Consider the following 12,377-nt stretch of genomic DNA (forward strand, 5'->3'; position numbering starts at 1 on the left):
TTAATCTAGCTAACATTGAGTGTCATAATATAAATTTTTGCATTTAAAATAACTAGGAAGATGACGGACGCCTGCAATAACCTGCTACAATCAGCTTAGAATAACGGTCGGCAAATCGTTCATTCATTTAGCTGTTGATAAATAAAATTGTAATTGTATTTAACGCCGGTGTGACGGGGATTTAATGAGGTGCATTAGGTTGATAATCTAAGATGGTTCTTCTATGATAAGGCCGATTAGATAGATAGGGGTTGAGTAAAATGACGACGAAACGGCTAGCTTTTAAGCAACGACAACGGGCCCAGTTACAAGAGCAATTGATGTTAGCAGCGGCCAATCCGGCCATTCAAGCCGATGGGCGGCTTAGCCGGTTAGTGCGCCGGGCAAGGTTACAATTGCATCGCAGTGATGATGTCGATGTTGTGGCTTATCAGATTGCAGTTGATCTGGGCTACTATTTGTTCTGCCATCAATATGAATTGCCACGTGCGGGCTATGATTTATTAGCCGTGGTCCAATCGATTCATGCCCATCGGTTACAGCCGGGCTCGTTGGTGGGGCTACCCGTTTCTGAATCTTAACAAAACGAGCGTGGGACAAAAGGCGGGTTGCTACCGAGCATAGCCTGGGCAATCGAATGATTGGGACTTTCAATCGTTTGATTGTCGTAGCTAAGCGGCGGTCGCAGCCTTTTGTCGCACGTTTTGGCTATAAATATTCGAAGTCTCAAAAAAGTCTGGGAGGTGTCCCAGACTTTTTAGTTAGTGGTGAAGCGGCGCGTCATGATTAGGAGTAGCCCGAATGCGATTAACGTTAATAGGCCGAAAACGCTAAATGATAATTGTTTGAAGACGGGAATGAGATAGCCAAAAATTAGGCTACCAAAGGGTTGGACACCATCAAATGCTAAGAACGATAGGCCAAAGACACTCCCAAGATAGTTAATGGCCGTTTCAGCTTGAATCAGCGTACTTGTGTTGACGGAAAAGCGAGCTTGAATAATGCCATACAATAAGCTGCCAGCTAGCCAAGTGAACTTAGTCAACCACAGTCCCATGAACGTCAGGATAGCGCCACTAATCAGTAGCTCGAAAATCAATTGCTGAATGGTCACTTGGCGACGTTGCCAAGCCATTGAAACACCGCCGAGTACGCCACCAATGGCAATTAATGTTAGGAGTAGGCTATAGTTGCTGGCCTGACCACCAAAATAATGAGTGCCGATATACGGTTGGACTAAGTTAATATCAGCGTAGAGAAAGTTGAAGATTGCCATGGCAATAATTAAGCTGACCAAGTCCGGGTGCGCCCAAACGTATTTGAGGCCGCCGATGATTCCAGCCCACCAATGAGTCGGTTGTGTTTGTGGTTGATGATGATAAGTCATTAAGGCATTTAAAATAACGCCTAAGATAAACGATAGCGAGTTAATGAAAAGAAACGTCTGAAAGGTGATGCCGTGCAGGCCTAGTAGCAAGCCGCCAACGAGCGGTGCTAAGACATTGGCTAAGTTGAACGTTGTGTTGGCAAGCGCGTTAAATCGCTGGCGACTATCACGGGTAATGATTTCTGGAATGATAGCCTTCGCCGCCGGGTAATTGATGGCATTCATCATATCGAGCACGCTGGTGACTAGCATTAATAGCCAAGTTTGCGGGTGATGCGGCGTAACCAATAAGGCGCCAGCCAGGCAAGCTAGGGCGGCGAATAAATCAGTCCCAATCAGCACCTTTTTCCGATTACCATTATCAACTAACACGCCGACGAGCAAGTCACCAGCGAGAAAGGCAATCCCACCGATCCCTTCGATCGTCCCTAACAAGGCGGTCGATCCGGTTGCTTTGACTAAAATCCAGTTGAGACCGAGTAAGTAGACCATTGAGCCAAGTTGAGAGACGAATGGGCTGGTGAGTAAGGGCCAACTGAAGTGGATTTTGGGTTGTGACTGGGACATGTGACGACACTTCCTGATATTATTTTGACCAACCATCGAAAGCCGCTAGTTGTTTAATGAAACGTGCAGTTGTAGTGGTTGGCGTTGGGATTAAGGTAGCAGTTCCGTAAGCTAAAGTAGCATGATAGTCTAACGGGATAGCCGTAAACAGATTCTTGCTAGAGCAATTGATAAAGTTGGGCATGACTGTAATTCCTAAACCTGCCTCGACCATCGTATTTGCAACCGCGACATTATCAACATAGGTTGTTTCTAGCGTCGTGCAGGTTGCTTTGATGGTGGTTTGTAGTTTCAGCTGTTGTGGTGGGCACCAATCATCATTTAATAAGATTAAGTTTTGGTGTCCAAAGTCCGATAAAGTTAAGCGTGGCTGGCGACTTAAAGGATTCGTCTTCGGGACTAAAGCGCAAAAGTAGCCGGTGACCAATGGGGTGAAATTAAATGCTTTTTCAGCTTGGATATCATCAATAGTTGTGAAGATAAGATCACACTCTTGATTAAGTAAATGCTGTTTAAGTTGGTTGTGACTGAAGTATTCAAGATAGATTTTGACATCTGGATAGTTTAGCCGAAAGTCTTTAATGATTAGTGGTAGTAAATGGGCTTCAAAAGTTGTTCCAGTTGTCCCAATTGTCAGGGCGCTACGTTCGCGTTGTGAAATTTCGCGACTATCAATCACCGCCTTATCAAAGTTAGAGAGCATGATCGTCATTCGTTTGCTGAAGGCTTCACCGCCTTTAGTTAAATTCACCTGGCGCTTAGTACGCTTAAATAAATCAAAGCCAAGTTCATTTTCAATGGATTTGATGGCTTGTGAAACGGCGGATTGGGAAATGTTCATCGTTTTAGCGGTTTGTGAGAAGTTAAGGGTCTCAGTTAAGTTAATAAAAATCTTTAAATGATCGATATTCATAAAATTCGCCTCGATTATTAATAAGGATTACTTATTAATAATAACATTTTTGTGTTTCACTGGTCATAAATATCGTGATAATATGAACAATGTAAGCGATAACAGTGAAAATGATAACTGTCAATAACTGTTATTGAGGCATTAGGATTAAATTCAAGTTAGTTGCAATGTTAGTTGTATATTCACAAGATGGAGGCAATTGAAATGAAAAATCAATGGAACGTTGACCATAATGAGTTTACCAAAGCAGATATTAAAAAAGTGATTAATACAGATGTCCTAGTTGTTGGTGCAGGCAATGCTGGGATGATGGCTGCCGCTGCCGCAGCTGAAAAGCATGCCAAAGTTATGATTGTTGAAAAAGAAGCTAGCATTAATTTACTAAGGTTAGGATTAGGTGGCGTTGGCACTAATGCTCAAAAGCGGGCCGGCTTAACGATTAATAAATATGACCTAGTTGAATACTTGGCTGCTTTTGCACAACATAATGTTGATGAAGGCTTAATTTATCATTGGGCTAATCATAGTGCCGAAGCGGTTAACTGGGTTGAAGATAATATTTTAAAGCCACATAGTGCGCATCTACGTTCAGAACCTGATGCGATGGTGACGAGTAGTGCTTATGAAGGTTTTGCAACCGAAAATGACCCTACGATTGATGATCAAACTTTCACCTCTTATGGGGATTGGTTCCAAGAAAAGATTGCTGAATTAGGTGTTGATTTGCAATTCAACACAGCATTAGTTGAGCTAACAAAAACTAATGAAATGGTAACTGGGGCCGTTGTTAAAGATGTTAAAACTGGTGAGTATTTCCAAGTTAATGCACCTAAAGGGGTTATCCTTTGTACAGGTGGTTATTCGGCCAATAAAGACTTATTAAAACAATGGAATCCGTTAGCTTTAAAGAAGAATGTTTATAATGATAGCCCACGAAATAATGGGGCAGGGATTACATCGGCTTTGAATGTCGGGGCAATCAAAGATGAAGAACCGGCAGAATGTATTTTTGATCGTGGTTTGGTTCCAGTTGGAACTAAAACTGATGACATGTATGTCCAAACCGCAACTTATAAAGACTGGTTATGGCTGGGCAGTCACCCATTATTAAAGGTCAACTTGCGTGGCGAGCGTTTTGCCAATGAATCAGTACCTTATCAGTTTATTGTAAATGCTGCCAGCAAACAGCCTGGTTATCAGTATGCAATGATTTGGGATGATAATTATGGTGAATATGCTAAGCAATTCCATACGCTTGGCTGTGCTCGAGTTGGGTTTCCAGGATATATGGCAAGTGCTGAAAAGCTAGAGGCCGATACGCAACAATACGTTGATAAGGGTTTAGTCGTTAAAGCAGATACGATTGAAGAACTTGCTGAAAAATTACACTTACCAATTGATGCGTTGAAGAAAACAGTTGCCCGTAACAACGAGTTAGTTAAAGATAATATTGATAAAGATTTCGGTAAAGAAGCCTATCGTTTAACGCCAGTTGACAAGAAACCGTACTATGGCTGCATTTTGGGTGGCCGTATCTTATGTACTTCAGATGGTTTACGTGTCAATAAAAAGATGGAAGTTATGAATGCAGCTTATGAACCAATTAAGCATTTATATGCTGCAGGAAATGATAGTGGTGGTTTCTTCTTTGGTAGTTATCCAGATCGGGTACCTGGGTTGGCTGCAAGTCATGCGCAGACCTTTGGACGGTTAGCCGGTCAACAGGCTGCTGAAAATTAAATAAATAGCTAAGTTATGATTCGTTAAATTGATGATGAATCATAACTTTTTTTGTACGTAATTTTAGTAGTCGAAAGTGTCCGTTAAATGGTACCATATTAGTCAACGGGGATTGACGATGAAGTTGGGGTGTCATGATTTTTATCAAAAAGGAAAGTGGTGCACACTATGGGGAAGAATTATCAGTTACGTAAGTTAGTCTTTGCAGGCCTATTTGCAGCAATTATTTTTGTGGGAATCAGCGTGTTGCGGATTCCGTTGCCAGCGGTGGTTGGACGACCGTTTATTCATTTTGGCAATACCTTGACGATCTTAGCCGTTATGTACTTAGGCTTCGGTTACGGTGCCGCGGCTGGGGCGATTGGTTTGGGGCTATTTGATATTTTAAACGGCTATGCCGCAACAGCGTGGTTAACGGTGATTGAAGCCATTATTTTAGCCGCGGTTGTCAGTGTGGTCTTTCGGATGCTGGATTATGATGAAGACCATTTAACGACCCTATTCATCGTGTCATTGGCGGCTGGTATCATCAAGCTGATCACGTCTTGGGGGACGGGGATTATCGAGGCTTTGATGGTAGGGACAACGTTAAAAGTGGCAGTGATTGGGGCCTTTACGAGCTTATTAGCCGCGTTAATCAATGCGGTGGCCAGCTTTTTAATCGTACCGATTGTGTATATGTTGTTAGTGAAGTTAGGCTTTAGCCGGCAACGTTTTAACCCGTAAGCCTAAATCTAAATTTACAATCAAGGCATATAGATTGCGTTAGTCTTCGTGGCTAACGCTTTTTTTGCAAAAAAAAAACGACCACCTCTGGTAAGTGGTCGTTGTGGTAACTGATGGAGATGGCGAGAGTCGAACTCGCGTCCAAGCATATTGCCCTTCGGATATCTACGTTCATATTCATACTATTTGAAGTTCGCCATTACAAACGCCGTATGTCAGGGCACCCAGCAATGACTAACCTGATTAGTCTCTTCTCGTTGCTCCAGGTGGAAGCATTGAGCGTAAGTCCACTAAATTTAGGACCCAGATCTAAGACATGGACGATCTCAGGAGGATCTACGTTAAGCGCTTTTTAGGCAGCTAAAGCGTAAGAATTGTTATTATTTTTTGCAGTTATAAATAAACTGAGCGGTTTTACGTGGCGCAACCACGAAGCGCAATCCGAACTCAAACTATACCTGTCGAATCCAGAACATCCCCAAATTCGATACAGATATAGTTTAGCATAGCGTTATCATTCTGCCAACTAATATGTTTATGGACCCAGCTTTTAGTCAGTCCGACGACGATGCAATAACCCCATCATCTTGCGAACATTTAGTGATAAGGCCATGACGGCTAGAATAATCAAGCTGCCACCGAATAAATCGAAACCGGTCAGTTGCACATTTAAAAAGGCAATTGAAAAGATGGTCGCAGCTAGTGGTTCAAAGGCATCGAGCAAGCTGGCAGTTGTTGGTAAAATGTAGCTCAAACTGTTGGCAAACATTAAGAATGGGATGACGGTTCCTAGAATAATGATCACCAATAACAGGCTAATTTCCGTCCCGGTTAACTGTACGTGAACTTGCCAGAGTGGTTTGAAAATATTTAAGCAAATGCCAGCTACCAATAGTCCCCAGCCAGTAACCGTAATCGAACCGTACTTTTGTAATAACGGACGTGGAATCAACGTATTGGTTGCAACGCCAATCGCTGATAAGCCGCCCCAAAAGAGGACGACTGGCGAAATTGCCAAGCTAGTTAAATGGCCGTGCGTCACGATAAGCAACGTGCCAATGAAGGCCATAATCATCCCAATGGCTTCGGAACGTTGTGGTGTGACGTGCTTAAATAAGAAGAAATAAATGCTAATAATAAATGGTCCGAGAAATTGAATAATGGTCGCAATTGGTGCGTTGCCGTATTTAACGGCTTCAAAGTAGCAGAGTTGGACTGGTACGAGTCCAAGCAGACCATAACTGACTAAGCGCAGACTATCTTGGCGGTTGCGCCAAATCTTAATGGGTTTGACGCCCATCACTTGGCCCATGATTAAGAGGATTAACCCCGCACTAATCATTCGTACTTGGGTTAACCAAAGTGCGGTGATTTGGCTATTTAGTTGAAAGACGGTACTACCGGCGACCCCGGAGATGCCCCACAGAATACAAGCGATACTTGCAAGTAAAACGCCTTTTAAATGGTGTTGACGCGTCATTTTTGCCACGTCCCATTAGTTATAAAATTCATTTTTAAACCCAACCCCTTATGTCGAACGAAATTAATGCAGCGAGGCTTATTATAGCAAAAGCCGACCATTGACCGCGGTGATTTCAGTGATTATTCATGGGATTATAATTGTAAGCGGTTTAGACAGCTGATGATTCGGACAATTAAACTGGGATTTGAAAATAGTGTACTTTCCACTAACCAACATGCTATGATTAGCAAAACAAGCTTCTTATTAAATTTTAATCTGGAGGGTTCCTGATGAAAGCAATTATTACGGTCGTTGGTCAAGATCAAGTCGGGATTGTCGCAACAGTCGCTACTAAACTAGCCGCGTTAAAAATCAATATTGTCGACATCTCGCAAACGTTGATGGCACATAACTTTACGATGATGTTATCTGGTGAGTGGGACGCAGAACAATTAAGCTTTGCAGCGGCTAAAACCGCGCTGGACCAGTTAGGACAACAGACTGGATTGACGATTCATATTCAGCGTCAGGAACTTTTTGACGCGATTCAAAAGTTGTAGGTGACGGCATGGAAGCAAAAGCAATTTTAGAAACGATTCAAATGGTAGCTGAAGAAAATCTGGATATTCGAACGATTACGATGGGCATCTCATTATTTGATTGTATCGACAGTGATGGGGGCAAAGCCCGGCAGAAAATCTATGACAAGATCACAACGAGTGCGCAAGATTTGGTGACCGTTGCTGATCAGATTCAAACGGAATACGGTGTGCCGATTATTAATAAACGGATTGCAGTCACCCCAATTGCCTTAATTGCAGCGGCCAGTGGTGATCAAGACTATGTGGCCTATGCTCAGACGATGGAACGGGCGGCTGAAGCGCTGGGGGTAGATTTAATTGGTGGTTTTTCAGCGTTAGTGCAAAAGGGCTACCAAAGTGGTGACCGCAAGTTGATTGCCTCGATTCCCCAAGCTTTAGCGGAGACCAAGCGTGTCTGCAGTTCGGTCAATATCGGTTCGACGCGGGCCGGGATTAACTTAGATGCGGTTGGCGAGATGGGCCGTATCATTAAGCAGATTGCGGCGAACGATCCCGTCAACTGTATGAGCTTGGTCGTCTTCGCGAATGCTGTGGATGACAATCCGTTTATGGCTGGGGCCTTTCATGGGGTCGGTGAAGCTGATCGAGTGATTAATGTCGGCATTAGTGGTCCGGGAGTCGTGAAGCGGGCCCTTGAACAAGTTCGCGGTCAGTCAATTGATATCGTTTCGGAACAGATTAAAAAGACCGCTTTTAAAGTGACACGGATGGGTCAATTGGTTGGTTCAATTGCAGCTGAACGATTAGATGTACCCTTTGGCATTGTTGACTTATCATTGGCGCCAACTCCCAATGAAGGTGATTCGGTGGCGGAAATTTTAGAAGAGATTGGCTTAGAAAGTGTGGGTGCGCCCGGAACGACGGCTGCGTTAGCTTTACTCAATGATGCCGTTAAAAAAGGCGGCGTGATGGCCTGCGAACACGTTGGTGGGTTATCGGGCGCCTTTATTCCAGTTTCTGAAGATGCCGAAATGATTCGTGCGGTCGAAGCGGGTCGACTGGGGGTTGAAAAGCTAGAAGCGATGACGGCGGTCTGTTCCGTGGGATTGGATATGATTGCGGTGCCCGGTGATACGACGGCGGCATCGATTAGCGGGATGATCGCTGATGAAGCTGCGATTGGGATGATCAACAATAAGACGACCGCGGTCCGGGTGATTCCGGCAACGGGAAAACAAGTAGGGGACAGTGTGGCCTTCGGTGGCTTATTCGGGCGAGCACCAGTGATGGCCGTTAATCCTAGTCAACCACAAGCGTTTATCCAGCGAGGTGGGCATATTCCAGCTCCAATTCATTCGTTTAAAAATTAAGCCTGTATTCAGAAATTCGACAACCTAAAAAGCCGCCCGACCAACAGTCGAGTGGCTTTTAATCAATTCGTAGTTCTAAAAATTGATTTGCAAAGTAGAGCGCTTGCTCCGCATTCACATGACAGCCCCGAATATCAAATGGTTGTACCCGTAGTGCCCTGAATTGGCAAGTTGATAAATCTAGTTGGCGTAAATTGGTATTGGTAAAGTCGGCGTTATTGAGATCGGATTGCGTGAATTTGACTTGTTTTAACGCTGTTTCCATACAGTTGATTTCGGTTAAGCGACTGGCTTGAAAGGTGACCTTGGTGAGCTTAGCTTCATTGAGATTTGCTAAGTTCAGATTGCACTGGTCAAATTGGACTTCTTTAATGAAGGCTTTATCAAAAGTCGTGCCCACGAGTTTACAGTTAATCAGTTGTACTCGGTAGAAACCGGCTTTTTCGAACTGACAGTTAGAGAGGTCACAATTTTTAAAAATCACATCACTGACTTCGGCCCGATAGAAGTTGTTGTCAGTCAACATCATATTTTCAAAGATACATTGTTCAAAAATCGGATGTTCTAATGTTTGGTTGGTAATCGTTTCGCCGCTGAGATGGCCTTGCAATAGCAGCTGATCGTCATCGGTGTAAATGGTTTGAAAAGCCAGCGGTGATAAATTGGTTTGGTCAAGTTGTGGTGTTTGCATGAAATACCTCCTATTAGTAATGGTTTAAGATTAACACGATTACACTTGGAGCTAGTCGAAAATTGACGCCTGCCGGTTGGTTCCTAAAACGCTCATTTTGAAGCCTCAAACGCGGCCACCACGTTCCAGCCGATTCTGGGCCAATCAGAGTGGCAATTTAAGCCAACTAGCACCAAGCGTTAACACGATTATTTAAAAGTGCTGCTTTTTCGCACATTGTCGCCATACTTTTTTCACAAATCAGCCACGTCATGTTACCAAATTGTTGATATACTAGGACTGATAATTAGCCTGAAGTGGGGTATGATTAGACTTAGATTAACTGACAATTTGTGAATTGGCAAACTGTCCAGACAGATTTATCAATATTAAACGATAAACTTGGAGGAATTTTATAAATGAAATTACTAATGATTGAAGATAATAAATCCGTCTCAGAAATGATGGCGATGTTTTTTAAAAAAGAAAAATGGGACGCTCATTTTGCCTATGATGGTAATGAAGCGGTCACGATGTTCAATGAAGATGTTGATGGCTGGGATATGGTCACGTTGGACTTGAACTTGCCAGGTAAAGATGGCATGCAAGTTAGTGCAGATATTCGCAAAGCATCACCAACTGTACCAATTATTATGTTGACGGCGCGCGACTCAGAAAGTGATCAAGTCTTAGGCTTAGAAATGGGTGCGGATGACTATGTCACGAAGCCGTTTTCACCGATTACTTTGATTGCCCGGATCAAAGCGTTACATCGTCGCGCCGACTTAAGTAAAGTTGCGCCCGCCGAACCGGCTACTGATGCGGTCAGTGATTTCGATGTTCAGACGGATCACTTTAAGTTAAACACCAAGACGCGTGAAGCTTATCTAGGTGGCAAACAAATTGAAGATTTAACGCCAAAAGAATTTGATCTATTGAAGACGCTGGCTCAAAAACCGCGCCAAGTCTTCTCTCGTGAGCAGCTGTTACAACTGGTTTGGGATTATGAATACTATGGTGATGAACGAACCGTCGATGCCCATATTAAGAAGTTGCGGCAAAAGATTGAAAAAGTGGGCCCACAAATTATTCAAACGGTTTGGGGGGTCGGCTACAAGTTTGATGACAGTGGAGTGGACGCTCAATGAAACTGATCTATCAGCAGATGCTGTCGTTTTTTGCGGTCATTATTACGGTGATTGTGGTGCTGGGCTTTGCCTTTATTCGCACGACCAAGACGATGATCTATCAAAATTCGTGGCAACAATTACAGCAGTATGCGACGAGTATTGAAAAAGAAGCGATTCGCTATAATACCCGCACCCACAAAGTCGTGGGTTTTAATCAGCAGTTCTTAAATGATGGCACGGCAATCTTACGAGATCAACATATTCATTTTTCAGTGTATGATGCCAACAAGAAAGTTGTTTACCCGAATAGCTTAGGCTTAAGCAATATGCCCACTGGTTCGTTTTATGCGCCGAGTATCTCCGCGGGTGATTGGAAAAAGCTGAAGCAAAATAAGACGATTACTAAGTCGCCACACGTGACGTTTAAGTCGCGTAATCATGATCGGCCGGTTAACAAACCGTCATTGCGGACGATTGATGTGTTAGTCCCGTTGTTTTATAAGAGTGGTAGCACGAAGAAGTTTGTCGGCGCAATTTCGATTGGGTCATTTGAGCAGACCTTGCAAGCTAATGAACAACAGATTGAAAATAATTTGTTTATCGCTTTGCTAGTCTCGGGGATTGCGGCGCTCTTGTTAAGTTTTATTCTGGCGCGTTATTCAGTTCGCCGAATTAATCGTCTGCGGTATGCCACGCATTCGGTTGCTAGTGGGGACTTTGACATTCAAGTTGAGAGTAATCATAAAGATGAAATCGATGATTTGGCCGATGACTTTAACGGCATGGTCAGTTCATTGCGGGCGTCGGATGATGAGATCAAGCGGCAAGAAAAACGTCGCCGTGAATTCATGGCTGACGCTGCCCATGAGATGCGGACGCCATTAACGACTATCAATGGGATTTTGGAAGGCTTGGCTTACGATGCGATTCCTGAAGAGGATAAGGCGCATTCGATTGAATTGATGCAAAATGAAACAAAGCGTTTGATTCGACTGGTCAATGAGAATCTAGACTATGAAAAGATTCGGACGGGGCAAATTGCTTTGAACAAGACCAATTTTGATGGCGCTGAGGTGTTGCATAACTTAGTTGAACAACTCACAAAGAAAGCGACTGCTGCTGGTGATCACTTTGAGCTGACAGCACCAGATGATTTACCGGTCTGGGCGGACTATGACCGCTTTGTGCAAGTCTTATTCAACATTATGCAAAATGCGATTCAGTTCTCACAAAAAGGCACGATTGAAGTTACGGCTAGTCGTAGCGAACACGCCGCAGTTATTTCGGTTCAAGATCATGGAATCGGCATGACGCCTGATCAAGTGAAGAATATTTGGGAACGTTATTACAAAGCTGATCCATCACGGAAGAACACAAAGTATGGTGAATCTGGGTTAGGCTTAGCGATTTCCCATCAATTGGTCCAACAACATGGTGGTTCAATTGAAGTTGAGAGTGAACCGAACCAAGGTACGCGCTTTACGGTCACTTTCCCGGATAAAGACTTTGATAAACCAATTATTGAAGATTAGGCTTAATTTGGAATGCTGTTCTTTACTAAGGTAGTTAGATTTAGGTAGACCGTTTATTTAAAGGTTGGTTGCTTTTTAGGTGAGCGAGTTTTAGATCAACGGCAAAGTTAGCTGTTATTTAATGAAGAGAGTTGTCGTCAAGGCAGCTCTCTTTTAGATTGGTCTAGTGGATGGACGTGGCATTTTGCCGGCTACCGGTTCTGGTTCAACTAGAAGGGCAAAGCTAATTTAACCAGCCCGGAGTGACCAGCAAAGTCCGTCAGTAATAACTAACGGTCAACCAGCGAGATATGTTACACTTAGAACGGCTGTGAACAGCGATTTACCGCTACTTTAGA

The 12,377-nt window shown here is 43.5% G+C and carries 11 protein-coding genes and 1 other RNA gene; 7 read left to right on the top strand and 5 right to left on the bottom strand.

Annotation, left to right across the window (positions count from 1 at the left end; all coding sequences use genetic code 11):
• The first annotated feature begins 260 nt into the window (after positions 1-260).
• Complete coding sequence (locus FFM77_RS09930) at positions 261-581, top strand: hypothetical protein (protein WP_137635605.1); 321 nt, start codon at positions 261-263, stop codon at positions 579-581.
• A gap of 176 nt (positions 582-757) precedes the next feature.
• Here FFM77_RS09930 and FFM77_RS09935 read toward each other — a convergent pair whose 3' ends face one another.
• Both FFM77_RS09935 and FFM77_RS09940 read right to left on the bottom strand, forming a co-directional pair.
• A complete protein-coding gene (locus tag FFM77_RS09935; RefSeq protein WP_137635606.1) occupies positions 758-1,954 on the bottom strand; it encodes an MFS transporter in 1,197 nt (398 codons plus the stop codon).
• A 19-nt stretch (positions 1,955-1,973) separates the two neighbouring features.
• Positions 1,974-2,867, bottom strand: a complete 894-nt coding sequence (locus tag FFM77_RS09940) for a LysR family transcriptional regulator (RefSeq protein ID WP_137635607.1) — start codon at positions 2,865-2,867, stop codon at positions 1,974-1,976.
• Between the two features lie 204 nt (positions 2,868-3,071).
• Here FFM77_RS09940 and FFM77_RS09945 point away from each other — a divergent pair, with 204 nt between their 5' ends.
• The gene (locus tag FFM77_RS09945; RefSeq protein ID WP_137635608.1) at positions 3,072-4,607 is read left to right on the top strand and encodes an FAD-dependent oxidoreductase; all 1,536 of its coding nucleotides are present in this window, start codon (positions 3,072-3,074) and stop codon (positions 4,605-4,607) included.
• A gap of 168 nt (positions 4,608-4,775) precedes the next feature.
• Positions 4,776-5,333, top strand: a complete 558-nt coding sequence (locus tag FFM77_RS09950; RefSeq protein ID WP_137635609.1) for an ECF transporter S component — start codon at positions 4,776-4,778, stop codon at positions 5,331-5,333.
• Positions 5,334-5,444: 111 nt separating this feature from the next.
• Here FFM77_RS09950 and ssrA read toward each other — a convergent pair.
• Positions 5,445-5,813: a transfer-messenger RNA gene (ssrA, locus tag FFM77_RS09955) on the bottom strand.
• Between the two features lie 70 nt (positions 5,814-5,883).
• Complete coding sequence (locus tag FFM77_RS09960; RefSeq protein ID WP_137635610.1) at positions 5,884-6,813, bottom strand: DMT family transporter; 930 nt, start codon at positions 6,811-6,813, stop codon at positions 5,884-5,886.
• A 272-nt stretch (positions 6,814-7,085) separates the two neighbouring features.
• Between FFM77_RS09960 and FFM77_RS09965 the strand changes: the two genes are divergently transcribed.
• Positions 7,086-7,355, top strand: a complete 270-nt coding sequence (locus FFM77_RS09965; RefSeq protein WP_137635611.1) for an ACT domain-containing protein — start codon at positions 7,086-7,088, stop codon at positions 7,353-7,355.
• 8 nt (positions 7,356-7,363) lie between these two features.
• Positions 7,364-8,707, top strand: a complete 1,344-nt coding sequence (locus FFM77_RS09970) for a PFL family protein (RefSeq protein WP_137635612.1) — start codon at positions 7,364-7,366, stop codon at positions 8,705-8,707.
• 58 nt (positions 8,708-8,765) lie between these two features.
• Here the strand turns inward: FFM77_RS09970 and FFM77_RS09975 are convergent, their stop codons facing one another.
• Positions 8,766-9,398, bottom strand: a complete 633-nt coding sequence (locus FFM77_RS09975) for a pentapeptide repeat-containing protein (protein ID WP_137635613.1) — start codon at positions 9,396-9,398, stop codon at positions 8,766-8,768.
• Between the two features lie 398 nt (positions 9,399-9,796).
• Here FFM77_RS09975 and FFM77_RS09980 point away from each other — a divergent pair, with 398 nt between their 5' ends.
• Together FFM77_RS09980 and FFM77_RS09985 are read left to right on the top strand one after the other, a co-directional pair.
• Positions 9,797-10,525, top strand: coding sequence for a response regulator transcription factor (locus tag FFM77_RS09980; protein WP_137635614.1), 729 nt, complete (start codon positions 9,797-9,799; stop codon positions 10,523-10,525).
• On the top strand, positions 10,522-12,039 hold the full coding sequence (locus FFM77_RS09985) for a sensor histidine kinase (RefSeq protein WP_137635615.1): 1,518 nt from the start codon (positions 10,522-10,524) through the stop codon (positions 12,037-12,039). Before FFM77_RS09980 ends, FFM77_RS09985 begins: the two co-directional genes overlap by 4 nt.
• The last annotated feature ends 338 nt before the right edge of the window (positions 12,040-12,377 follow it).

Origin of the sequence: Lactiplantibacillus songbeiensis (genome assembly GCF_005405125.1) — a bacterium.
Lineage (GTDB): Bacteria > Bacillota > Bacilli > Lactobacillales > Lactobacillaceae > Lactiplantibacillus > Lactiplantibacillus songbeiensis.

Coding starts and splice junctions, on each gene's coding strand:
- FFM77_RS09980 (WP_137635614.1), top strand. CDS start 9,797: ATGAAATTACTAATGATTGAAGATAATAAATCCGTCTCAGAAATGATG.
- FFM77_RS09945 (WP_137635608.1), top strand. CDS start 3,072: ATGAAAAATCAATGGAACGTTGACCATAATGAGTTTACCAAAGCAGAT.
- FFM77_RS09985 (WP_137635615.1), top strand. CDS start 10,522: ATGAAACTGATCTATCAGCAGATGCTGTCGTTTTTTGCGGTCATTATT.
- FFM77_RS09975 (WP_137635613.1), bottom strand. CDS start 9,398: ATGCAAACACCACAACTTGACCAAACCAATTTATCACCGCTGGCTTTT.
- FFM77_RS09970 (WP_137635612.1), top strand. CDS start 7,364: ATGGAAGCAAAAGCAATTTTAGAAACGATTCAAATGGTAGCTGAAGAA.
- FFM77_RS09965 (WP_137635611.1), top strand. CDS start 7,086: ATGAAAGCAATTATTACGGTCGTTGGTCAAGATCAAGTCGGGATTGTC.
- FFM77_RS09950 (WP_137635609.1), top strand. CDS start 4,776: ATGGGGAAGAATTATCAGTTACGTAAGTTAGTCTTTGCAGGCCTATTT.
- FFM77_RS09940 (WP_137635607.1), bottom strand. CDS start 2,867: ATGAATATCGATCATTTAAAGATTTTTATTAACTTAACTGAGACCCTT.
- FFM77_RS09930 (WP_137635605.1), top strand. CDS start 261: ATGACGACGAAACGGCTAGCTTTTAAGCAACGACAACGGGCCCAGTTA.
- FFM77_RS09935 (WP_137635606.1), bottom strand. CDS start 1,954: ATGTCCCAGTCACAACCCAAAATCCACTTCAGTTGGCCCTTACTCACC.
- FFM77_RS09960 (WP_137635610.1), bottom strand. CDS start 6,813: ATGACGCGTCAACACCATTTAAAAGGCGTTTTACTTGCAAGTATCGCT.